23 protein-coding genes are annotated in these 23,456 nt (G+C 55.7%); 12 read left to right on the forward strand and 11 right to left on the reverse strand.

Annotated elements, in window-relative coordinates; genetic code table 11:
* Positions 1-23: 23 nt before the first annotated feature.
* The 9 genes from murC (at position 24) to mutT (ending at position 10,749) form a co-directional block, all read left to right on the forward strand.
* Positions 24-1,499: a UDP-N-acetylmuramate--L-alanine ligase gene (gene murC / locus V1572_RS06520; RefSeq protein ID WP_395299799.1), complete on the forward strand. Its 1,476-nt coding sequence runs from the start codon at positions 24-26 to the stop codon at positions 1,497-1,499.
* The gene (locus V1572_RS06525) at positions 1,492-2,412 is read left to right on the forward strand and encodes a D-alanine--D-alanine ligase (RefSeq protein ID WP_063620781.1); all 921 of its coding nucleotides are present in this window, start codon (positions 1,492-1,494) and stop codon (positions 2,410-2,412) included. Before murC ends, V1572_RS06525 begins: the two co-directional genes overlap by 8 nt.
* A 1-nt stretch (position 2,413) precedes the next feature.
* Positions 2,414-3,256 carry a cell division protein FtsQ gene (gene ftsQ / locus V1572_RS06530; protein WP_023293285.1) on the forward strand — a complete coding sequence of 281 codons (843 nt, stop codon included), beginning with the start codon at positions 2,414-2,416 and terminating at the stop codon, positions 3,254-3,256.
* A complete protein-coding gene (gene ftsA, locus V1572_RS06535; RefSeq protein ID WP_006173845.1) occupies positions 3,253-4,509 on the forward strand; it encodes a cell division protein FtsA in 1,257 nt (418 codons plus the stop codon). The genes ftsQ and ftsA overlap by 4 nt, the downstream gene beginning before the upstream one ends.
* A gap of 63 nt (positions 4,510-4,572) precedes the next feature.
* Entirely contained in the window at positions 4,573-5,724 is a 1,152-nt protein-coding gene (ftsZ, locus tag V1572_RS06540; RefSeq protein ID WP_008501978.1) for a cell division protein FtsZ, read from the forward strand.
* 101 nt (positions 5,725-5,825) lie between these two features.
* Positions 5,826-6,743 carry a UDP-3-O-acyl-N-acetylglucosamine deacetylase gene (gene lpxC / locus V1572_RS06545; RefSeq protein WP_010426966.1) on the forward strand — a complete coding sequence of 306 codons (918 nt, stop codon included), beginning with the start codon at positions 5,826-5,828 and terminating at the stop codon, positions 6,741-6,743.
* Positions 6,744-7,022: 279 nt separating this feature from the next.
* Complete coding sequence (secM, locus tag V1572_RS06550) at positions 7,023-7,526, forward strand: secA translation cis-regulator SecM (RefSeq protein WP_167213990.1); 504 nt, start codon at positions 7,023-7,025, stop codon at positions 7,524-7,526.
* Between the two features lie 58 nt (positions 7,527-7,584).
* Positions 7,585-10,290: a preprotein translocase subunit SecA gene (secA, locus tag V1572_RS06555; protein WP_021240521.1), complete on the forward strand. Its 2,706-nt coding sequence runs from the start codon at positions 7,585-7,587 to the stop codon at positions 10,288-10,290.
* Positions 10,291-10,347: 57 nt separating this feature from the next.
* Entirely contained in the window at positions 10,348-10,749 is a 402-nt protein-coding gene (gene mutT / locus V1572_RS06560; protein WP_069720167.1) for an 8-oxo-dGTP diphosphatase MutT, read from the forward strand.
* A 25-nt stretch (positions 10,750-10,774) separates the two neighbouring features.
* Here mutT and yacG read toward each other — a convergent pair whose 3' ends face one another.
* Genes yacG through coaE form a run of 3 tightly spaced genes read right to left on the reverse strand, consistent with a single transcriptional unit; the run spans position 10,775 to position 12,342 of the window.
* Positions 10,775-10,969 carry a DNA gyrase inhibitor YacG gene (gene yacG, locus V1572_RS06565; RefSeq protein WP_069720168.1) on the reverse strand — a complete coding sequence of 65 codons (195 nt, stop codon included), beginning with the start codon at positions 10,967-10,969 and terminating at the stop codon, positions 10,775-10,777.
* Between the two features lie 9 nt (positions 10,970-10,978).
* Positions 10,979-11,722, reverse strand: coding sequence for a cell division protein ZapD (gene zapD, locus V1572_RS06570; RefSeq protein ID WP_008501972.1), 744 nt, complete (start codon positions 11,720-11,722; stop codon positions 10,979-10,981).
* Positions 11,722-12,342: a dephospho-CoA kinase gene (coaE, locus tag V1572_RS06575; RefSeq protein ID WP_048028500.1), complete on the reverse strand. Its 621-nt coding sequence runs from the start codon at positions 12,340-12,342 to the stop codon at positions 11,722-11,724. The genes zapD and coaE overlap by 1 nt, the downstream gene beginning before the upstream one ends.
* 228 nt (positions 12,343-12,570) lie before the next feature.
* Here coaE and V1572_RS06580 point away from each other — a divergent pair, with 228 nt between their 5' ends.
* Positions 12,571-13,614 (forward strand): GMP reductase, encoded by a 1,044-nt coding sequence (locus V1572_RS06580; protein WP_395299800.1) that lies wholly within the window; start codon positions 12,571-12,573, stop codon positions 13,612-13,614.
* 41 nt (positions 13,615-13,655) lie between these two features.
* On the opposite strand, the gene hofC is transcribed toward V1572_RS06580, so the two are convergent.
* The 4 genes from hofC to nadC form a co-directional block, all read right to left on the reverse strand.
* Entirely contained in the window at positions 13,656-14,840 is a 1,185-nt protein-coding gene (gene hofC / locus V1572_RS06585) for a protein transport protein HofC (protein WP_395299801.1), read from the reverse strand.
* Complete coding sequence (gene gspE, locus V1572_RS06590; protein WP_395299802.1) at positions 14,830-16,212, reverse strand: type II secretion system protein GspE; 1,383 nt, start codon at positions 16,210-16,212, stop codon at positions 14,830-14,832. Before gspE ends, hofC begins: the two co-directional genes overlap by 11 nt.
* A 10-nt stretch (positions 16,213-16,222) precedes the next feature.
* On the reverse strand, positions 16,223-16,660 hold the full coding sequence (gene ppdD, locus V1572_RS06595) for a prepilin peptidase-dependent pilin (RefSeq protein WP_126534281.1): 438 nt from the start codon (positions 16,658-16,660) through the stop codon (positions 16,223-16,225).
* A 176-nt stretch (positions 16,661-16,836) separates the two neighbouring features.
* Positions 16,837-17,730, reverse strand: coding sequence for a carboxylating nicotinate-nucleotide diphosphorylase (nadC, locus tag V1572_RS06600; protein ID WP_395299803.1), 894 nt, complete (start codon positions 17,728-17,730; stop codon positions 16,837-16,839).
* Positions 17,731-17,817: 87 nt separating this feature from the next.
* On the opposite strand from nadC, the gene ampD reads away from it, so the two are divergent.
* Both ampD and ampE read left to right on the forward strand, forming a co-directional pair.
* Positions 17,818-18,369 (forward strand): 1,6-anhydro-N-acetylmuramyl-L-alanine amidase AmpD, encoded by a 552-nt coding sequence (ampD, locus tag V1572_RS06605; RefSeq protein WP_008501965.1) that lies wholly within the window; start codon positions 17,818-17,820, stop codon positions 18,367-18,369.
* Positions 18,370-18,378: 9 nt separating this feature from the next.
* A complete protein-coding gene (gene ampE, locus V1572_RS06610; protein WP_063620800.1) occupies positions 18,379-19,233 on the forward strand; it encodes a beta-lactamase regulator AmpE in 855 nt (284 codons plus the stop codon).
* Positions 19,234-19,251: 18 nt separating this feature from the next.
* Here ampE and V1572_RS06615 read toward each other — a convergent pair whose 3' ends face one another.
* The 4 genes from V1572_RS06615 to V1572_RS06630 all read right to left on the reverse strand — a co-directional run bounded on the left by V1572_RS06615 (position 19,252) and on the right by V1572_RS06630 (position 23,419).
* Entirely contained in the window at positions 19,252-20,202 is a 951-nt protein-coding gene (locus tag V1572_RS06615) for a family 43 glycosylhydrolase (RefSeq protein WP_395299804.1), read from the reverse strand.
* Between the two features lie 10 nt (positions 20,203-20,212).
* Positions 20,213-21,610: a glycoside-pentoside-hexuronide (GPH):cation symporter gene (locus V1572_RS06620; RefSeq protein ID WP_262796741.1), complete on the reverse strand. Its 1,398-nt coding sequence runs from the start codon at positions 21,608-21,610 to the stop codon at positions 20,213-20,215.
* Positions 21,611-21,774: 164 nt separating this feature from the next.
* Positions 21,775-23,145, reverse strand: coding sequence for an aromatic amino acid transporter AroP (gene aroP, locus V1572_RS06625; protein WP_024907477.1), 1,371 nt, complete (start codon positions 23,143-23,145; stop codon positions 21,775-21,777).
* A gap of 46 nt (positions 23,146-23,191) precedes the next feature.
* Positions 23,192-23,419, reverse strand: coding sequence for a hypothetical protein (locus V1572_RS06630; protein WP_083261508.1), 228 nt, complete (start codon positions 23,417-23,419; stop codon positions 23,192-23,194).
* Between the last annotated feature and the right edge of the window lie 37 nt (positions 23,420-23,456).

Below are 23,456 nucleotides of genomic sequence, written 5' to 3' on the forward strand. Positions count from 1 at the left end.
AAGTAGTCGATGGCGTTTAGAGAATGAATACACAACAACTGGCAAAACTGCGTTCAATCGTGCCCGAGATGCGTCGCGTCCGGCACATTCACTTTGTTGGCATCGGTGGTGCTGGCATGGGCGGTATTGCCGAAGTGTTAGCTAACGAAGGCTATCAGATCAGCGGGTCTGACCTGGCGCCAAACCCTGTAACGCAGCAGCTGGCGTCGCTTGGGGCGACTATCTATTTCAATCATCGCCCGGAAAACGTGCGCGATGCGAGCGTGGTAGTGGTATCGAGCGCTATCTCCTCTGACAACCCGGAAATCGTTGCCGCGCATGACGCGCGCATTCCGGTGATCCGCCGTGCAGAAATGCTGGCGGAACTGATGCGTTTTCGCCACGGCATCGCGATTGCCGGGACCCACGGTAAAACCACGACCACGGCGATGGTCTCCAGTATTTATGCGGAAGCAGGTCTCGACCCGACGTTTGTCAACGGCGGCCTGGTCAAAGCCGCGGGCGTGCATGCGCGTCTGGGCCACAGTCGTTATCTGATTGCTGAAGCGGATGAGAGCGACGCGTCGTTCCTGCACCTGCAGCCGATGGTGGCGATTGTCACCAACATCGAAGCGGACCATATGGATACCTACCAGGGTGACTTCGAGAACTTAAAGCAGACCTTTATCAACTTCCTGCACAACCTGCCGTTCTACGGGCGCGCGGTGATGTGCGTAGACGATCCGGTGATCCGCGAGCTGCTGCCGCGCGTGGGTCGTCAAATCACCACTTACGGTTTCAGTGAAGACGCTGACGTCCGCGTGGAAGAGTACAAACAGATTGGCGCGCAGGGGAACTTCACGCTGGCGCGTCAGGACAAAGAGCTGCTGCACGTGACGCTGAATGCGCCAGGGCGCCATAACGCGCTCAATGCCGCAGCAGCAGTGGCCGTCGCGACGGAAGAAGGCATTGATGATGATGCGATCCTGCGCGCGCTGGAAAGCTTCCAGGGCACCGGTCGTCGTTTCGACTTCCTCGGTGAATTCCCGCTGGATCCGGTGAACGGTAAAGCCGGTACGGCGATGCTGGTGGACGACTACGGTCACCATCCAACCGAAGTGGACGCCACCATTAAAGCCGCACGTGCGGGCTGGCCGGACAAGAATCTGGTGATGGTGTTCCAGCCGCACCGTTTCACGCGTACGCGCGATCTGTATGACGATTTCGCCAGCGTCCTGTCGCAGGTTGATACCCTGTTAATGCTGGATGTATACGCCGCAGGCGAGACGCCGATTCCTGGCGCAGACAGCCGTTCTCTGTGTCGCACCATTCGTGGACGCGGTAAGGTTGACCCTATTCTGGTTTCTGACCCTGCCCAGGTGGCGGAAATTCTGGCACCGGTCCTGACAGGTAACGATTTGATTCTGATTCAGGGTGCGGGAAATATCGGCAAAATCGCCCGTACCTTAGCTGAAATCAAACTGAAGCCGCAAAACCAGGAGGATGAGCATCATGGCTGATAAGATTGCTGTCCTGTCTGGCGGCACCTCCGCCGAGCGCGAGGTTTCCCTGAATTCCGGCGCGGCTGTACTGGCGGGCCTGCGTGAAGGTGGCGTTAATGCGCACCTGGTTGACCCAAAAGAGGTCGACGTGACGCAATTAAAAGCCATGGGCTTCGATAAAGTTTTTATCGCTTTACACGGTCGTGGCGGTGAAGACGGTACCCTGCAGGGGCTTCTGGATCTGCTCGGCCTGCCGTACACCGGCAGCGGCGTGATGGCTTCCGCTATCTCTATGGATAAACTGCGCAGCAAGCTGCTGTGGCAGGGCGCAGGGTTACCTGTCGCACCATGGGTAGCGCTGACGCGACGCGAATTTGAATTGGGCCTGTCGGATAGCGTTAATGCACGCATTGCTGAACTGGGCTTACCGGTTATTGTAAAGCCCAGCCGGGAAGGCTCCAGCGTGGGAATGTCCAAAGTCGACAAAGCTGACGATTTAGCATCCGCTTTAGCGCTGGCATTTCAACATGATGATGAAGTTCTGGTAGAAAAATGGCTTAGCGGGCCGGAATTTACCGTCGCGATGCTTGGCGAAGAAATTTTACCGTCAATCCGTATCCAACCCGCTGGAGTCTTCTATGATTATGAGGCGAAGTATCTCTCTGATGAGACGCAATATTTCTGCCCAAGTGGTCTTGAAGCTGAGCGTGAAGCCGAATTACAGTCCCTGGTGCTTAAAGCCTGGCATGTTCTGGGTTGCCAGGGCTGGGGGCGCATCGACGTGATGCAGGACCGGGATGGACAATTTTATCTGCTGGAAGCCAATACCTCTCCGGGAATGACCAGCCACAGCCTTGTGCCGATGGCCGCGCGTCAGGCGGGGATGAGCTTCTCGCAGTTAGTCGTACGCATTCTGGACCAGGCGGGCTGATATGTCTCAGGCTGCATTGAACACGCGCAACCGCGATGACGAGGAAGAATATACCTCTTCACGCCGCAGTAATGGAACGCGTCTTGCAGGCATCATTTTCCTGCTCGGGGTGCTGTGCACCGTGTTTATCAGCGGCTGGATGGTCCTGGGCTGGATGGAAGATGCGCAGCGGTTGCCACTTTCTAAGCTGGTGGTCACCGGTGAGCGTCACTACACGCGTAACGACGATATTCGCCAGTCAATACTGGCACTGGGCTCGCCTGGCACCTTTATGACTCAGGACGTCAATATTATCCAGAGCCAGATTGAACGTCTGCCATGGATAAAACAGGCGAGCGTAAGAAAGCAATGGCCTGATGAATTGAAGATTCATCTGGTTGAATATGTGCCCATTGCGCGTTGGAATGATCAGCACATGGTTGACGTCGACGGAAATTCCTTCAGCGTCCCGGCCGATCGTGTCAACAAGCAAAATTTACCGATGTTGTATGGCCCTGAAGGCAGCGAAAACGAAGTGTTACAGGGTTTTCGTGAAATGGGTCAGGTTCTGGCGAAGGACAGGTTTACGTTAAAAGATGCTGCCATGACGGCGCGCCGTTCCTGGCAGCTTACGTTAACGAACGGCATTAAGCTCAACCTGGGGCGCGGGGACACCATGAAGCGTCTGGCGCGTTTTGTCGAACTTTACCCGGTTTTACAGCAGCAGGCACAGACTGACGGCAAACGGATAAGCTACGTTGATTTGCGCTATGACTCAGGCGCAGCAGTCGGTTGGGTACCGGCTCCGGTCGAGGAACCTAATCAGCAACAGAATCAGGCACAGGTACAGGCAGAACAACAATGATCAAGGCGACGGACAGAAAACTGGTAGTTGGACTGGAGATTGGCACCGCGAAGGTTGCCGCTTTAGTAGGGGAAGTTCTGCCCGACGGTATGGTCAATATCATTGGCGTGGGCAGTTGCCCGTCCCGTGGTATGGATAAAGGTGGGGTAAACGATCTTGAATCGGTGGTGAAGTGCGTCCAGCGCGCCATCGATCAGGCTGAATTGATGGCAGATTGCCAGATTTCTTCTGTCTATCTGGCCCTTTCTGGTAAGCACATTAGCTGCCAGAACGAAATCGGTATGGTGCCGATTTCCGAAGAAGAAGTGACGCAGGAAGACGTTGAAAACGTTGTGCATACGGCGAAATCCGTGCGTGTCCGCGATGAGCATCGCGTATTGCACGTGATCCCGCAGGAATATGCGATTGACTACCAGGAAGGGATCAAGAACCCGGTTGGTCTGTCAGGCGTTCGTATGCAGGCAAAAGTGCACCTGATCACATGTCACAACGATATGGCGAAGAACATTGTAAAAGCCGTTGAACGTTGTGGCCTGAAAGTTGACCAACTTATTTTCGCCGGTCTGGCGGCAAGTTATTCCGTGCTGACCGAAGATGAACGTGAACTGGGTGTCTGTGTGGTCGATATTGGTGGTGGTACAATGGACATGGCCGTGTATACCGGCGGTGCGTTGCGCCACACCAAAGTGATCCCGTACGCAGGGAACGTCGTGACCAGCGATATTGCTTACGCTTTTGGTACGCCACCGAGCGATGCAGAAGCGATTAAAGTGCGCCACGGCTGTGCGCTGGGCTCTATTGTTGGCAAAGATGAGAGCGTTGAAGTGCCAAGCGTCGGTGGTCGTCCACCGCGCAGCCTGCAGCGCCAGACGTTGGCAGAGGTGATCGAGCCGCGCTATACCGAGCTGCTCAACCTGGTCAACGAAGAGATTTTACAGTTACAGGAACAGCTTCGTCAGCAGGGTGTTAAACATCATCTTGCAGCGGGGATTGTATTAACCGGCGGTGCAGCGCAAATTGAAGGTCTTGCGGCCTGTGCACAGCGCGTGTTCCATACGCAGGTGCGTATTGGTGCGCCGCTGAATATCACCGGTTTAACGGATTATGCTCAGGAGCCGTATTATTCAACGGCTGTGGGCCTGCTCCACTACGGGAAGGAATCTCATCTCAGTGGTGAAGCGGAAGTGGAAAAACGCGTCTCAGTGGGGTCGTGGGTCAAACGACTGAACAACTGGTTGCGAAAAGAGTTTTAATTTTTTTAAGAGACCGGAGAGAATTAGCGGTCTCGGGCGACAGGCACAACGGAGAGAGAAATTATGTTTGAACCTATGGAACTGACCAACGACGCGGTGATTAAAGTCATCGGCGTCGGTGGCGGCGGCGGTAACGCCGTAGAGCATATGGTGCGTGAACGCATTGAAGGTGTTGAATTCTTTGCAGTTAATACCGATGCACAGGCACTGCGTAAGACGGCTGTAGGCCAGACTATCCAGATCGGCGGTGGTATCACCAAAGGGCTGGGAGCAGGGGCTAACCCGGAAGTGGGCCGCAATGCGGCTGAAGAAGATCGTGAAGCCCTGCGCGCTGCACTGGAAGGTGCGGACATGGTCTTCATTGCAGCAGGTATGGGTGGCGGTACCGGTACCGGCGCAGCACCTGTTGTAGCTGAAGTGGCTAAAGATTTAGGTATCCTGACCGTTGCTGTCGTGACTAAGCCTTTCAATTTTGAAGGCAAGAAGCGTATGGCCTTCGCGGAGCAGGGTATCACCGAGCTGTCCAAGCACGTGGACTCGCTGATCACCATCCCGAACGACAAGCTGTTGAAAGTGCTGGGTCGCGGTATCTCCCTGCTGGACGCCTTCGGCGCAGCAAACGACGTGCTGAAAGGCGCGGTTCAGGGTATCGCTGAACTGATTACCCGTCCTGGCCTGATGAACGTTGACTTTGCAGACGTTCGCACCGTGATGTCCGAAATGGGCTACGCGATGATGGGCTCTGGCGTGGCGAGCGGCGAAGACCGTGCAGAAGAAGCGGCTGAAATGGCCATCTCCTCTCCACTGCTGGAAGATATCGATCTGTCTGGTGCGCGCGGCGTGCTGGTCAACATTACCGCTGGCTTTGACCTGCGTCTGGATGAGTTCGAAACCGTGGGTAACACTATCCGTGCGTTCGCCTCTGACAACGCTACCGTGGTAATCGGTACTTCGCTTGACCCTGAAATGAACGACGAGCTGCGTGTTACCGTTGTTGCGACCGGTATCGGTATGGACAAGCGTCCTGAGATCACCTTAGTGACCAACAAGCAGACTCAGCAACCGGTAATGGATCGTTACCAGCAGCACGGTATGTCTCCGCTGACTCAGGAGCAGAAACCGGCCGCGAAAGTGGTGAACGACCCAACGCCGCAAACGGCGAAAGAGCCAGATTATCTGGATATCCCGGCGTTCCTGCGTAAGCAAGCTGATTAAGAATTGGCTGGAATTAGGGGATTTGCGCTCTTTGTGCTAAACTGGCCCACCGTTAGTGATATACACTCTCGGTTGGATAGTTAATTTGGCGAGATTATACGATGATCAAACAAAGGACACTTAAACGTATCGTTCAGGCGACGGGTGTCGGTTTACATACCGGCAAGAAAGTCACGCTGACGTTACGCCCTGCGCCGGCCAATACCGGGGTCATCTATCGTCGCACCGACTTGAATCCACCGGTAGATTTTCCGGCCGATGCCAAATCTGTGCGTGATACTATGCTCTGTACTTGTCTGGTGAACGAGCATGACGTGCGGATTTCTACCGTAGAGCACCTGAACGCCGCCCTGGCGGGGCTGGGTATCGACAACATTATTGTTGAAGTCGATGCGCCAGAAATCCCGATTATGGATGGCAGTGCTGCACCGTTCGTCTATCTGTTGCTGGATGCCGGCATCGAAGAACTGAACTGCGCGAAGAAATTTGTTCGCATCAAAGAGACCGTTCGCGTCGAAGATGGCGACAAGTGGGCTGAATTTAAACCGTACAATGGTTTCTCGTTGGACTTTACCATCGACTTTAACCATCCGGCGATTGATTCCAGCACCCAGCGCTACGCGATGAACTTCTCTGCTGATGCGTTTATGCGCCAGATCAGCCGAGCCCGTACGTTTGGCTTCATGCGTGATATCGAATATCTGCAGTCCCGCGGCCTGTGCCTGGGCGGCAGCTTCGATTGTGCCATCGTTGTTGACGATTATCGCGTACTGAACGAAGACGGCCTGCGTTTCGAAGATGAATTCGTACGTCACAAAATGCTGGACGCTATCGGCGACCTGTTTATGTGTGGTCACAATATCATTGGTGCATTTACCGCGTTCAAATCCGGTCATGCGCTGAACAACAAACTGTTGCAGGCCGTCCTGGCAAAACAGGAAGCCTGGGAATATGTGACCTTCGAAGACGAAGCAGAACTGCCGCTGGCTTTCAAAGCGCCAAACATGGTTCTGGCGTAACGGTTCACGCCGTTTCGTAAAAAATCGACTGGTTAACCTGGTACTCTCTCCGACCAGGAAGACCAGTCGTTTTTATTTTTGCCCTTCTTCGTTTGCCCCAGCGTTATCTCTTGTTTGTCTTGCGCAGAAAATGCGTGCGTTAGCTGCATTCTTGACCGTTTTTCCCCGCGGCGGCACCTCATTCCTGCTGATGTGCATTGGCTTTAGTGGTAATATCTGGGCGCTTAAAAAAATAACTTAAAAGTAGCCTGTTACAGGCTGGCTTATGTGGTGGAGCAAGTGAGCGGAATACTGACGCGCTGGCGACAATTTGGCAGACGTTACTTCTGGCCGCATCTCTTATTAGGGATGGTCGCGGCGAGTCTCGGCTTGCCTGCGCTCAGCAACAGTGCCGAAGCGGCGACGCCAGCGAAGACCTCTACCACCAAACACGATCTCAACACGCGGGTTAACTTTACAAACCTCGCGTGGCTTGAAGCCAGCCGCCGCCCGAATTTCTCCGTTGATTACTGGCACCAGCACGCTATCCGCACGGTTATCCGCCATCTCTCCTTCGCGATGGCGCCCCAGGCAATGCCTGTGGCGGAAGAGACGCTGCCGGTGCAGGCCCAGCATCTTGCCCTGCTGGACACGCTTAATGCACTGCTTACGCAGGACAGCCAGCCGCCGGTCATGGTGCGCGAGACGGCGCAACGCGCGCTCGTTCCTCCTGTTTCATTCTCTGTCTCAACCTGGATTAGCCAGGTTCACGGCATTCGCGCCGGGCCTCAACGCCTCAGCTAAATTAACTTTTTCAATACCTTAATTTATCTGCCCATGATGGGGCGTTTGAGAATTTATTATGCTAATCAAATTATTAACTAAAGTTTTTGGTAGTCGTAACGATCGTACCCTGCGCCGTATGCGCAAAGCTGTTGCCGTCATCAACGGTATGGAACCGGCGATGGAGAAGCTCTCTGATGATGAGCTGAAAGCGAAAACGGCGGAATTCCGTGCGCGTCTGGAAAAAGGTGAAACCTTAGAAAGCCTGATCCCGGAAGCGTTTGCCGTTGTGCGTGAAGCAAGTAAGCGCGTGTTCGGCATGCGTCACTTCGACGTTCAGCTGCTGGGCGGTATGGTGCTTAACGAGCGCTGCATCGCGGAAATGCGTACCGGTGAAGGTAAAACCCTGACCGCAACGCTGCCGGCTTACCTGAACGCGCTGACCGGTAAAGGCGTTCACGTCGTTACCGTCAACGACTATCTGGCGCAGCGTGATGCCGAAAACAACCGTCCACTGTTCGAATTCCTCGGCATGACCGTCGGCATCAACATGTCCGGCCTGCCTGCGCCAGCCAAGCGTGAAGCGTACAATGCGGATATCACCTACGGTACCAACAACGAATACGGCTTCGACTACCTGCGTGACAACATGGCGTTCAGCCCTGAAGAGCGTGTCCAGCGTAAGCTGCACTATGCGCTGGTGGATGAGGTGGACTCCATCCTGATCGATGAAGCGCGTACCCCGCTGATCATCTCCGGCCCGGCTGAAGACAGCTCCGAGATGTACCGTAAAGTCGACAAAATCATTCCACACCTGCTGCGTCAGGAGAAAGAAGACTCGGATACCTTCCAGGGTGAAGGCCACTTCTCCGTTGATGAAAAAGCGCGCCAGGTGAACCTGACCGAACGTGGTCTGGTGAAAATTGAAGAGCTGCTGGTTGCTGAAGGCATTATGGAAGAGGGCGAGTCTCTGTACTCCCCGAGCAACATCATGCTGATGCACCACGTGACCGCCGCGCTGCGTGCCCACGCGCTGTTCACCCGCGACGTCGACTACATCGTGAAAGACGGCGAAGTGATCATTGTCGATGAGCACACCGGCCGTACCATGCAGGGGCGTCGCTGGTCTGACGGTCTGCACCAGGCTGTAGAAGCCAAAGAAGGCGTGGATATTCAAAACGAAAACCAGACGCTGGCCTCTATCACCTTCCAGAACTACTTCCGTCTGTACGAGAAGCTGGCGGGCATGACCGGTACTGCCGATACCGAAGCGTTTGAATTCAGCTCCATCTACAAGCTGGATACCGTGGTCGTTCCAACCAACCGTCCGATGATTCGTAAGGATATGCCGGACCTGGTGTACATGACCGAAGCGGAAAAAATTCAGGCAATCATTGAAGATATCCGCGAGCGTACTGCCAAAGGCCAGCCGGTTCTGGTGGGGACCATCTCCATTGAAAAATCCGAAGTGGTTTCTCACGAGCTGACCAAAGCGGGTATTAAACACAACGTACTGAACGCCAAATTCCACGCCAAAGAAGCGGACATTGTTGCGCAGGCAGGTTATCCGGCTGCGGTAACCATCGCCACCAACATGGCGGGTCGTGGTACTGATATTATGCTGGGCGGTAGCTGGCAGGCCGAAGTGGCTGAGCTGGAAAACCCAACGCCTGAACAGATTGCGCAGATCAAGGCCGACTGGCAGGTGCGTCACGACGCGGTGCTGGCATCCGGCGGTCTGCATATCATTGGTACCGAGCGTCATGAATCGCGTCGTATCGATAACCAGCTGCGTGGCCGTGCGGGTCGTCAGGGTGATGCCGGTTCTTCCCGCTTCTACCTGTCGATGGAAGATGCGCTGATGCGTATTTTCGCCTCCGACCGCGTGTCCGGCATGATGCGCAAGCTGGGCATGAAGCCTGGCGAAGCCATTGAGCACCCGTGGGTCACCAAAGCGATCGCGAACGCCCAGCGTAAAGTGGAAAGCCGCAACTTCGATATTCGTAAGCAGCTGCTGGAATATGACGACGTGGCTAATGATCAGCGTCGTGCGATCTACACCCAGCGTAACGAACTGCTGGACGTGTCTGACGTGAGCGAAACCATCAACAGCATTCGTGAAGATGTGTTTAAAGCCACGATTGATGCGCATATTCCTCCTCAGTCTCTGGAAGAGATGTGGGACATCGAAGGCCTGCAGGAACGTCTGAAAAACGACTTTGACCTCGATCTGCCTATCAAAGAGTGGCTGGATAAAGAGCCTGAGCTGCACGAAGAGACCCTGCGCGAGCGTATCTACGAAACCGCGTTGGATGTTTACAAGCGTAAGGAAGAGGTTGTTGGCGCTGAGATGATGCGTCACTTCGAAAAAGGCGTGATGCTGCAGACGCTGGATTCCCTCTGGAAAGAGCATCTGGCGGCGATGGACTACCTGCGTCAGGGTATCCACCTGCGTGGCTATGCGCAGAAAGATCCGAAGCAGGAATACAAGCGTGAGTCCTTCTCCATGTTTGCCTCTATGCTTGAGTCGCTGAAGTATGAAGTGATCAGCACCCTGAGCAAGGTTCAGGTGCGTATGCCGGAAGAGGTAGAAGCGATGGAGCAGCAGCGTCGTGAAGAAGCCGAGCGTCTGGCACAAATGCAACAGCTGAGCCATCAGACCGACGACAGCGAAGCCGCAGCGGCGATCGCCGCGCAGACTGGCGATCGCAAAGTGGGTCGTAACGATCCGTGCCCATGTGGCTCCGGTAAAAAGTACAAGGCGTGTCACGGGCGTCTGAGCTAAATTCATAAAAAAACAAAAAGGCGCAGACATCTGCGCCTTTTTTATGGAAGTAACAATATGAAAATACTGCAAATTGCCGTCGGGATTATTCGCAACCCGCAAAACCAAATCTTTATCACCCAGCGTGCTGCCGACGCCCATATGGCGAACAAATGGGAGTTTCCAGGCGGAAAAATTGAGGCTGGTGAAACCCCGGAAGCGGCGCTGGTTCGCGAGCTTCAGGAAGAAGTCGGGATCACCCCGCTTGGCGCAACGCTGTTTGATAAGCTCGAATACCAGTTCCCGGACAGGCACATTACGCTGTGGTTCTGGCTGGTGGAAAGCTGGGAAGGTGAACCCTGGGGGAAAGAGGGGCAGCCGGGTAACTGGGTGGCGCTTCAGGCAAGTGATGCCGAAAAATTCCCGCCAGCCAACGAGCCTGTGATCATGCGGCTCGTTGCACAACCGAAGGCCTGCTAAGCGACGCGTCAGCAGGCTTTACAGATTACTGCTGATTTTCACTCCAGTCGTCGCTGTCCGAGAGATCGCCTTTACTCGGAATACGTTTCTCTTCCGCCGCCCATTCGCCCAGGTCAATAAGCTGGCAGCGTTTGCAGCAGAATGGGCGGAACGGACTCACTTCGCCCCAGACAACGGTTTTGCCACAGGTAGGGCAGTTTACGGTGGTGATATCAGACATCGGCACTCCTTAACAACAGGCCAGTTCAAAATCGAGGCGTTCCGGCACGGTGCCATTTTCGCTGTCCAGAGGCATAAAGCGAATCGCAAAGCGGCTCTTATGCCCGGAAATTTGCGGATAAAGCTGTTCGCCAAGCGATAAATTCAGGCGCAGAAGATCGGCATCATCACCGTTGTCCTGGTAGAAACCATTCAGGCTGGTTTGCTTGCGGAACGGCGCTGAGTTACGGATCAGATCGAGGATCAGCGACAGCGTCTGGTGCATCGGCTCCAGACTTGCCAGCCAGCTGTTCACCTGCGCGTCACGCTGGGCTTGTGGCATATGGAGCCACATATGCAGCGTCGGCAGGTCGAAGCTGCAGCAACCGCCAGGGATGCTCAGGCGCTGGCGCACCAGGCCAATCAGGCGGTCCTCACGCAAAAACTGCCCGACGCGCGGTGCAGCCATCAGGATGCTGCTGCTGGTTTTAAGCTGCTGGCGAAGGGAATCGATACGGCTTACATCCACCCCCGGAACCTCAGCCCAAGCCTGTAACTTACGCTGCTGGCGCTCCAGCTCTTTAAGCAATTCTGTGCGGACATCGCCGCGTTCAATCACATCCAGCAGATCGCCTACATTGCGGAAGAAATGCAACGCCGTAGCGTGATCGTTAACCGGCAGATGTTGTGAAAGCTGCTGAATGAGGAATTCGATGCGCAGCCAGGTACGCATTTTTTCGTTGAGCGGATGCTCAAAAAGGATGTGTGTCGACATTATGGTTTTTCCTGTGCAACGGCCTGCGCGGCAAACGTCAGATACTGCGCGTGCAGACGGGCAACATCCGATGCAATGGCATCTGGTGCGCCGTTATTATCAATGACATCATCCGCCACGGCAAGGCGCTGAGCGCGCGTGGCCTGAGCGGCAAGAATGTGTTCAGCATGTTCTCGCGAGACGTGGTCGCGCGTCATGGTTCTCTGGATTTGCGTTTCGGGGGTGACATCAATCACCAGCACACGGTCGGCTTTCTTCTGCAGCTGATTTTCAACCAGCAGCGGAACCACCCACAAGACATAGGGCGAGCGAGCCGCGGCGATCTGACGCTGAGTTTCCTGGTGGATGATGGGGTGGAGAAGGCTATTAAGCCAGGCTTTTTCCGCAGAATCGGAAAAAATGCATTCGCGAAGCTGACGGCGATTCAGGGTGCCATCGGCATTGATGATGGCCTGACCAAAATGTTCTGCGATGGCCTTTAGCGCGGGTGTATTGGGCTCTACCACCTGGCGGGCAATGATATCGGCATCGATAATCGTGATACCCAAACGAGAAAACGCGTCCGCAACGGTACTTTTGCCACTACCGATGCCGCCGGTTAATGCAACGATATACCCCATTAAATAAAATCCTGGGAATTATTCATTATAAAAATCAGTTGATTAAAAATCACAGATGCGCCAGTCACTGTTTAGCCCTGTTTACCGGCTTTTTACCAGGTAAATTTATAGGATTGTAGCGTAAAAAAAGAGAATTTCGCAGTCTTGCGGAGCAGGTATTAGTGCGTATGATAGCGTCACTGGAGTTGTGCTTTTAACATATTTGCCTCTAACCCCAGGAATCCGCACATGCGTATCGAAGAAGATCTGAAGTTAGGTTTCAAAGACGTTCTTATCCGCCCTAAACGCTCTACACTGAAAAGTCGCTCAGACGTTGAACTCGAACGTCAATTCACCTTTAAGCATTCCGGTCAGACCTGGTCTGGCGTGCCGATCATCGCTGCCAATATGGATACTGTGGGAACCTTTGAGATGGCAACCGCGCTGGCACAGTTCGATATTCTCACCGCGGTTCACAAACATTACAGCCCTGAAGAGTGGGATGCGTTTGTTGCGTCCGCCTCTGCTGATGTGGCGAAGCACGTGATGGTCTCCACCGGCACCTCCGATGCGGATTTCGAGAAGACCAAACAGATCCTGAAGGCTAACCCGGCGCTGAACTTCGTTTGTATTGATGTGGCGAACGGTTACTCCGAGCACTTCGTGCAGTTCGTCAGCAAGGCGCGTGAGGCCTGGCCGACGAAAACCATCATCGCGGGCAACGTGGTGACCGGTGAAATGTGTGAAGAGCTGATCCTCTCCGGTGCCGATATCGTGAAAGTAGGGATTGGTCCGGGCTCCGTATGCACCACACGCGTCAAAACCGGCGTCGGTTATCCGCAGCTCTCTGCCGTCATTGAATGTGCCGACGCGGCGCACGGGCTGGGCGGCCAGATCATCAGCGACGGCGGTTGCACGATGCCGGGTGATGTCGCAAAGGCCTTCGGCGGCGGCGCGGATTTCGTGATGCTCGGCGGTATGCTGGCAGGCCATGAAGAGAGCGGTGGTACTGTCGTTGAAGAGAACGGCGAGAAATTTATGCTGTTCTACGGCATGAGCTCTGAGTCTGCGATGACCCGTCACGTCGGTGGCGTGGCAAAATACCGCGCGGCAGAAGGCAAAACCGTGAAGCTGCCCCTGCGCGGCCCGGTTGAAAACACCGCACGAGATATCCTCGGCGGCCTGCGCTCTGCCTGCACCTACGTGGGCGCCTCCCGCCTGAAAGAGCTGACAAAGCGTACGACGTTTATTCGCGTTCAGGAACAGGAAAACCGCGTATTCAATAGCCTGTAATGGCTTTCGCTGGCGCATGCTCGTGCGCCAGCCCTGTTGTACTATCCCGCGCTCATCGCATCTCCCAGGTGGAATATCGGCAGGTACATGGCCACCACCAGCGTACCGATAATGACCCCCGTCACAATCAGTAGCAGCGGCTCCAGAAGCGCCGCCAGGTTATCTGCTCGTTGAAAGGTCTGTTCCGTGTGATGACGGGCAAGGTTTGCCAGCATGATGTCCAGCGCACCTGACATTTCACCGGTTCGTAAAAGCTGAATACAGAGTGGGGTAAACAATGCCGCCTTCTGAAAGGATGACCAGACGGGCAGACCCTTTTCAATGTCCTCTCGCACGTTGCGAAGTATCCCTTGCCAGTACCGGCTCTCAACAGTTTCTTCTGCACTCTCCAGACCCTGTAAAAAGGGGATGCCTGCCTGTTGCGTGAGTGACAGCACGGTAAAGATGTGTCCCAGCTTTTGGCCTTTTGCCAGTGCGCCCATCACGGGCGTATGCATCAGGATTTGCTGCCAGCGAGGGTTCTGTCGAAGAGCCCAGGCGACGGCAAAGGGGGTTAGTAGCAGGGCGAACAACGCGAGGGCATATGACTGCATAAAGGCGGCCATTCCCATGACCATCTGTGTCAGCACGGGAAGCGGGGTATTAAACGTTTTGTAGATCGCGGCAAACTCGGGCAGGACCAGGGTGACCATCGCCAGCACAACCACTACAGCCAGCGTCAGGACGATCGCCGGGTAGCGCAGCGCTTTTTTCACTTTTGCACTGAGCTGCTGCTGCGCTTTTTGTTGCTGCGCGAGCTGACGACAGCACGCCTCCAGCTTCCCTGTCAGCTCCCCGGTCTTCACCATCGAGACATGCAGCGGGCTAAAAACGGCTGGCCACTTTTTTAGCGACTCAGAAAACGGGCATCCTTCACTGAGCTCATCGGCAATGCTTTGCAGCAGCGCCTGCCACGGTTTTAACGGATGCTGCTCTGCCAGCATTTGCAGACTGTGGGATAATGTCAGTCCAGCCTGCAGAAGCGTGGCGAGCTGATGAAACATCTCGTCGCAGTGGTGTTGCCGCCAGCGGTGTCGCCGCGCGCATCGGGTTAGCGTCAGAGGATGGAGGTCGTTACGCATTAGCCGGGTGAAGGCCGCATTGCGGTCCGTGGCCCAGAGTGTCCCGCTTCGGTGGGCTCCATCTTTGGTGAGCGCACGCCAGCGCCAGAGCTGATTAGCCGCCATTGGGCATTCCCAGGACGCGCAGCAACTCTTCAATTGTGGTTAGCCCCTGTTCGACGGCCATGCAGCCGTGTTCAAAAAGAGAAATCATCCCTGCCTGGCGGGCGCTCGCCTCGATGACGTCTGTTCCCGCTCCGCTGGCAATGGCCTGCCGCAGGGCATTGTCGATCCCAAGCACTTCAAAAATGGCCACGCGGCCATAAAAACCGTGGTAACAGCGCTCGCAGCCGGTAGGCTGCCAGCGTGGAAGCGGTCTGGGCCATATTGAGCGAGGTAAGTCCGCATGCTCCCCGCTTTTCTGTCGGCAGTACGGGCAGAGACGTCGAACCAGTCGCTGGGCAATCACCATCGTCAGTGCGGAGGAAATCATCCAGCGTGCAACGCCCATCTGCTCCAGGCGAACCAGCGTTTCCGTCGTCGAGTTGGTATGCAGGGTCGACAGCACCAGGTGCCCGGTCTGGGCAGCATTAATGGCAATCCCGGCCGTTTCACCGTCACGGATTTCGCCGACCATTATGATGTCGGGATCCTGACGCAGCAGCGCCCGCAGCACGCTCTGGAAGGTTAAACCCGCCCGGGGATTAATCTGCGTCTGGTTTAATCCGGCAAGGGGGATCTCAATAGGATCCTCTACGCTGCAGATGTTGACGTCAGGGGTGTTACGCGACTGCAGCGCGCTGTACAGCGTCACGGTTTTGCCGCTGCCGGTAGGCCCGGTGACCAGAATCAGCCCCTGTGGCTGGTGGAGAACCGCATTAAAACAGGCCAGCTGCTCAGCATTCATGCCAAGCGCTTTCGGCTCAAGGGCCTGCGGAACCTGCTGCAGGAGACGCAGCACAATTTTCTCGCCGCCGCTGCAGGGAAGCGTCGCGATCCGAAACGAAACCGGCTCGTTGGCCAGTTCAATCGTAAACTGGCCGTCCTGGGGTAAACGGCGCTCAGCAATATCCAGGTTACCCAGCACTTTTAAACGCGCGCTGAGCAGGTTAGCCAGTTCCGCCGCAAGCGGAGGCTGCGGGCAAAGTACGCCGTCGATACGTAAACGAATCTGGCACGCGTGCTCCATCGGTTCGATATGAATATCAGAGGCGCGCTGGTTAATTGCCTGCTGCAGCGTGTGGTTGAGGATATCTACCGTTGAATGCGTTTGCGAAACACAGGGCAGATGCGATTGTGACGTGAGCTGCCGGTGTTTTTCCATGCGCTCAGCGCTCCAGCACTCAATATCAATCCGTTTCTGAGTCGCGAAACGCAGCGCCTCCATGAGTTCGGCCGCGGGGTTGCCCACGACGGCAATGCTGACCATTTCACTGTCGCTGGTAAGCAGCAGTGCGTGATGGCGAAGACAAAGCGCCACGAGTTGATCGGTCTTCATTTTTCGCTCCTCAGTTATTGTCGAAGCGGAAAACGTCTTCGCAGGCCTGCTTCAGGGCGCTATCAGCGCTGATGTTGCAGAGACGCGTCCAGCCCGTCATACCGTTAGCGTCGTTCCACTGCGGCGTCATGACCACTTCCAGCCCGTTAAGACTTTCCTGTCCTGTTAAGGTCACGACCCCTTTCGCTACGCTCATTCCCGACACGTAGCGTGTCGTGGTGGGGGAAGGGATGCCGTTGCTGCCGGCATCGCAACTCTCCACGCCCCCGTGATCCAGCGCGCAAAGCTCAATGGCGGTGCGGTAGGGGACGAAGGTTTGCAGCATATCGGTCAACGCCGCTTTGCGCAGGTAGTTCTGATAGGCAGGTACGCCGATGGCGCTCAGAATCGCAATAATGCCGATGACCACCATCAGCTCAATGAGAGTGAATCCGTGTTGTCTGTTCATATCTGCTCCTTACGTTAAGTGGCGCTACTCTGTCAGCGCGAAAGGGCAGAAACGAGGGGCAAAAAAAGGAACGGGAGAGCGCATTCAGAGAATTTATGCCGCGTTGCAGGGAGGAACAGCGGATTTGCGAGCGGGACTGAAATTCCCCTCTCCGGGCGGAGAGGGGAGAGGAATGACTATTTAAAACGCATCGAGAGGTCGAGAGCGCGAACGTGCTTGGTCAGCGCGCCGACGGAGATGTAATCCACGCCGGTTTCGGCAAATTCACGGATTGTTTCGAAGGTGACGTTTCCGGACACTTCGAGCTGGGCCCGGCCGTTGGTCAGTTTTACCGCCTCGCGCATCTGCTCGGTTTCGAAGTTATCGAGCATGATGATATCGGCCCCGGCCTTAATCGCCTGCTCCAGCTCGTCCAGGTTTTCCACTTCCACTTCAACCGGCACGTCCGGGTGCAGCCAGAAGGCCTTCTCCACCGCCTGGCGCACGGAGCCCGAGGCAATAATGTGGTTCTCTTTAATCAGAAAAGCGTCGGACAGGCCCAGACGATGGTTTGCGCCGCCGCCGCAGAGCACCGCGTACTTCAGCGCCGTGCGCAGGCCCGGCAGTGTTTTGCGGGTATCCAGCAGCTGGGTTCGGGTGCCGGCCAGCAGGTCAACGTAGCGGCGCACTTCACTGGCAACGCCAGAGAGCGTTTGTACAAAATTGAGCGCGGTACGTTCGCCGGTCAGCAAGACGCGGGAGGGGCCGTCCAGCTCGAACAGCAGCTGATTTGGCGTGACGCTATCGCCATCTTCCACGTGCCATGTTACCTGCACATCATCGCCCGCCAGTTGGGTAAAGACCTCTTCAACCCAGCGCTTGCCGCAAAAAACACCCTCTTCGCGGGTGATAATGACCGCGTGGGAGCGTGTCTCTTTTGGCAACAATTGTGCGGTAATATCTTTATCGGCATTGACGTCACCGCCCAGGTCTTCTTTCAAAGCATGGGCAACGCTTGCCGGAATATCCATATTAATACGTTCCAGAAGCGCTTCACGTCGGTGGTCGGGGTTGTAGCGGCGAGGCGGCATGATAAAACTCCAAATTGGTAACGAATCATAATATTGAAACATGCTACTCTGAACCGAGTAACAGCACCATACATAAGGAGTTCCAGCATGTTGTTAGAAAACGGATGGCTGGTGGATGCGCGGCATGTGCCTTCGCCGCACCACGACTGCCGCCCGGAGGATGAAAAGCCCACACTGCTGGTGGTTCATAATATTAGTCTCCCGCCGGGAGAATTTGGCGGCCCGTGGATCGATGCGTTATTCACAGGAACGATTGATCCCGATGCCCATCCTTTCTTTGCTGAGATTGCGCATCTGCGCGTGTCGGCTCACTGCCTGATTCGTCGCGATGGTGAAGTGGTTCAGTATGTTCCCTTTGATAAGCGCGCCTGGCATGCCGGGGTGTCGATGTATCACGGGCGCGAACGGTGCAACGATTTTTCTATCGGGATCGAACTGGAAGGCACGGATACCACGCCCTACACCGATTCACAGTATCAACAGTTGGCGGCTGTGACCCGCACGCTTATCGGACTCTATCCGGCCATTGCCGACAATATTACGGGACACAGTGATATTGCCCCGGCGAGAAAAACCGATCCCGGCCCGGCATTCGACTGGCCGCGGTTCCGCGCCATGCTCACCGCGTCGTCAGAATAAGGAGATACCATGACGTTGTTTACCATGCTGCTGGTTATCATCGCTGAACGCCTGTTCAAGCTCGGCGAGCACTGGCATCTGGATCACCGGCTGGAGGTGTTATTCCGCCGTATCAAACATTTTTCCATGCTGCGCACGCTGCTGATGATGGCAGGAGTGATGGTCATTACGTTCCTGCTGCTGCGCGCGCTGCATGGACTGTTTTTCAACGTGCCGCTGCTGGTGGTGTGGATCCTGCTCGGCGTGCTGTGCATTGGTGCGGGCAAGGTGCGTTTGCACTATCACGCCTACCTGAAAGCCGCCTCCCGTGACGATGCCCATGCGCGCGGTGCCATGGCGAGCGAGCTGACGATGATCCACGGCGTGCCGCCGGACTGCGACGAGCGCGAGTTTCTGCGCGAACTGCAGAACGCGCTGCTGTGGATTAACTTCCGTTACTACCTGGCGCCGCTGTTCTGGTTTGTGGTAGGCGGCCCGTGGGGACCGGTCTTGCTGATGGGGTATGCGTTCCTGCGCGCCTGGCAGACCTGGCTTGCCCGCTATCTGACGCCGCATGAACGTTTGCTGTCCGGCATCGATGCCATCCTGCACGTGCTCGACTGGCTCCCGGTGCGTCTGGTGGGCGTTGTGTACGCGTTAATTGGACACGGTGAGAAAGCGCTGCCCGCATGGTTTGCTTCGCTGGCTGACCGCCATACGTCGCAGTATCAGGTGTTAACGCGTCTGGCACAGTTCTCGCTGGCGCGTGAGCCGCATACCGACAAGATTGAAACACCGAAAGCCGCTGTCTCCATGGCGAAGAAAACGTCGTTTGTGGTGGTGGTTATCGTGGCGCTGCTGACGATCTACGGCACGCTGGTGTAAGCCAGCGCGCCGCAAAGACTAAAGCGTATCCGCAGGCGGGATGCCGAAATCAGGCATCCCGTTTTCATTCCAGCGGACGCGCTTCAGGCGGGTATGACGGTTCGGATCGTAAAGCGGATCGCCCTCAATTTCGGTGTAGTTCCGCGCGTGATACACCAGCACATCTTCCCCTTCCGGCGTTTGTGTAAAGCTGTTGTGGCCCGGGCCGAACTGGCGGTTTTCGTAGCTGGTCACGAATACGGGACGCGGGGATTTGTGCCAGTTTGCAGGGTTTTGCGGAGCGGCATTCAGGTCTATCCACAGCAGTCCCATGCAGTAGTTCTCGTCGGTGGCGCTGGCGGAATAGCTGATAAACAGCTTATCGCCGTGAACCAACACCGCCGGGCCTTCGTTAACCCAAAATCCGCGACACTCCCAGTCATACTCCGGTTTGCTGAGCATCACCGGCTCGCCTTTTAGCGTCCACGGGTTCGCCATTTCGCACAGATAAAGGTTGGAGTTCCCGGTGATATCCGGTGCCTTTTGCGCCCACAGATACCAGCGTTTCCCCTGATGCACAAAGGTGGTAGCGTCCAGAGCAAAGGTATCGAACGGGGTTTTGATTTGCCCTTTTTCCACCCACGTGCCGGTAAGCGGATCGCTGTCGGTACATTCAATGGCAAACATGCGGTGCTGGAACATCCCGAGTGCATCGAGCGCCTGCGTGTGCGTCGCGGCAAAATAGATGTACCACTTTCCGTCGATATGATGCAGTTCCGGCGCCCATATCAGCTGGCTCATGGGGCCAGCGTCGGGTTTACGCCAGACCACCACTTCTTCGGCATGACGTAAGCCTTCCAGCGACGCTGCGCGGCGGATCGCCAGCTTGTCGTACTGCGGCACGGAGGCGATAAAATAGTACTGCCCCTCATGGCGTAAAATGTACGGATCGGCGCGTTGTTCGATAAACGGGTTTGGCCACTGATGCATTTGGCTCTCCTTATTTTGTCTCTGCGGCTTTCAGTGCCTGATAGTCGTTCAGTTCACGGTAGTTGGTGCGGCGTTTCTCCAGATCGGCCTGGATCTGCTTCATGGTTTCACGATCCACCTTCAGCAGGCGCACCACGCCCGCGGTAATTAAGTATCCAATGCCGGGAATGACGGTAAAGAGCAGCACGATCCCGTTAAGGGCGTCCGCGCTTTGCGCTTTCGCGCCCGCGTCGTAGCCATACCAGGAGAGCAGGAACCCGACCATCGCCCCGGCAATCGCCAGCCCCAGCTTCAGGAAGAAGATGTTGCCCGAGAAGCTGATGCCGGTGATGCGCTTCCCGGTTTTCCACTCGCCGTAGTCGTCCACGTCGGCCATCAGCGACCAGTGCAGCGGAGACGGGATCTGGTGCAGGATGTTCAGCAGGACGTAGAGCGCCACGATGGTGACGGTGGCTTTCGGGTCGAAGAAATAAAAGGCACAGGAGAAAATCGCCAGCACGATATTGGTCCAGAAGAAGACCTTCAGCTTACACCAGCGGTCGGTCAGCACTTTTGCCAGCACGCTGCCGAGCATCATGCCAACAACGCCCAGGCTGATGAACAGCGTGGCGAAGTGGGTGCTCTGGCCCATCACCCAGGTAACGTAATACATGGTGGCCGCCATGCGGATAAAGCCGGGGCAGACGTTGCAGAGCGTCAGCAGCAGAATGCGCACCCACTGGTCGTTCTTCCACACGTCTTTCAGATCGTTTTTCAACTCATCGTTGGTCTGCACCGCCGGGCGCACGCGCTCGCGCACGGTGGCGAAGCAGAACAGGAACATGCAGGTGCCAATCAGCGCTAGTACGGTCATCGCCATCTGGTAGCCTTTGGCTTTGTTGTCCCCGCCAAACCAGTCGGCCATCGGCAGCAGCGTTAATGAGAGCAGCAGCGTGGCGATGCCGACCAGCACGAAGCGATACGACTGGCAGGCGACGCGCTCTTTCGGGTCGTTAGTGATCACCCCGCCCAGCGAGCAGTAGGGGATGTTGATGGCGGTATAGGTCAGCGACAGCAGGAAATAGGTGACAAAGGCATAGATAACTTTGCTGTTATAGCTCCACTCTGGCGTGGTGAACATCAGGATGCTGAACAGCGCGTAGGGGAAAGCGATCCACAGCAGCCATGGACGAAACCGGCCATATTTGCTGCGGGTACGGTCGGCAATCGCGCCCATGATCGGGTCCGTTACGGCGTCAATCACGCGGACAGACAGCAGCAGCACGCCGACCAGCGCAGGGGCGAGGCCAAAAATATCCGTATAAAAATAGTTAACAAACAGCATGATGGCGCCAAAGATAATGTTGCATCCGGCGTCGCCCATCCCATAGCCGATCTTTTCTTTTACTGACAGTGTGTTGTTATCCATCGACAGCTCTCCGGTTTACGGTATGGAGAGAATTATTCGCTGGCGAAGGGATATATGCGTTGCAGTATCAGGGCGGTGATATGGATAAATGCGCTGTGGGCGCGAAAGTGTGAGGAAGGTAACAACGCGCGGCACCCGCAAAAGCAGGTACCGCGGAGGGAGGCTTAGTGCGCCTTCATGGCATTACGGCTTTTCTGACTGAAGAGATAGCCCACGCCCAGGATCGCAATCCAGACCGGGATCAGGTAGACGGAAATCGCCATACCCGGCGTGATCAGCATGATCACCAGAACGGCCGCCATGAACAGCAGGCAGATCCAGTTGCCCAGCGGATAGAGCAGGGCAGGGAAGCGCGTGGTGACGCCCTGCTGCTGTTTCGCGCGGCGGAACTTGATGTGTGCCAGGCTGATCATCGCCCAGTTGATGACCAGAGCAGAGACCACCAGCGCCATCAGCAGGCCAAACGCCGATTCCGGTGCCATGTAGTTAATCAGCACGCACAGGGCGGTCACGATGGCGGAAACAATGATGGTATTCACCGGCACGCCGCGTTTATCAACGTTAAGCAGCATCTTCGGCGCGTTGCCCTGTTGGGCGAGGCCGAACAGCATACGGCTGTTGCAGTATACGCAGCTGTTGTATACGGAGAGCGCTGCGGTCAGCACCACGATGTTCAGGGCGTTGGCGACAAAGGTGTCGCCCAGCTCGTGGAAGATCAGCACAAACGGGCTGGTGTCGGCAGTGACGCGCGTCCACGGCAGCAGGGAGAGCAGCACGGCCAGTGAGCCCACATAGAAGATCAGAATACGGTAGATAACCTGATTTGTGGCTTTCGGGATGCTCTGCTCAGGGTTGTCGGCTTCAGCGGCAGTGATCCCTACCAGCTCCAGACCGCCGAAGGAGAACATAATGATGGCCATCATCATCACCAGACCGGTCATGCCGTGAGGCAGGAAGCCACCCTGTTCCCAGAGGTTGCGCACGGTGGCCTGCGGGCCGCCGTTGCCGCTGAACAGCAGCCAGCCGCCGAAGATAATCATCGCCACCACGGCAATGACCTTGATGATGGCAAACCAGAACTCCATCTCCCCGAACACTTTAACGTTGGTCAGGTTAATGGCGTTGATAATGACGAAGAAGGCTGCAGCAGAAGCCCAGGTTGGGATTTCGGGATACCAGAACTGAATGTATTTCCCGACGGCGGTCAGTTCGGCCATGGCAACCAGAACGTACAGCACCCAGTAGTTCCAGCCCGAGGCGAAACCGGCAAAGCTGCCCCAGTATTTATAGGCAAAGTGGCTGAAGGAGCCCGCGACCGGCTCTTCCACGACCATTTCGCCCAGCTGGCGCATGATCAGAAAAGCAATGAAACCCGCAATCGCATAACCCAAAATAATGCCCGGACCGGCAGACTGGATAACGGATGCGCTGCCCAGAAACAGGCCGGTACCAATCGCACCGCCCAGTGCGATGAGCTGAATATGGCGGTTTTTAAGCCCGCGCTTTAGCTGATCGCCGTGCTGTTGAGCTTCCATTTGAAACCTCGTGTGTGGTTGTTATGTTCACGCTGAGCGTGTGTAATTATGAAAATCCATATTCTGTATTTATTTCTTTACGGTAAACGAGACCGAAAAAAGCGGAGATGACTTCCGTAAGCGCCAGAATAGTGGTAAGTGCCTGCGAATGCACCTGCTTTATGAAGGGGTGATGACGACTTGAATAAAAAGAAAGCATTTGTAAATCGGCCCGCTCGTTGTTCCTCTCCCAACCTATAGAATAGAAATGCGCCTTAAGTGGGCGAATTTTCATTATTTGCCTTGTTGAATCGCTTCAGATTGCAAAAACC

This window comes from Enterobacter quasiroggenkampii (assembly GCF_043972695.1).
GTDB classification, from domain to species: Bacteria; Pseudomonadota; Gammaproteobacteria; order Enterobacterales; family Enterobacteriaceae; genus Enterobacter; species Enterobacter quasiroggenkampii.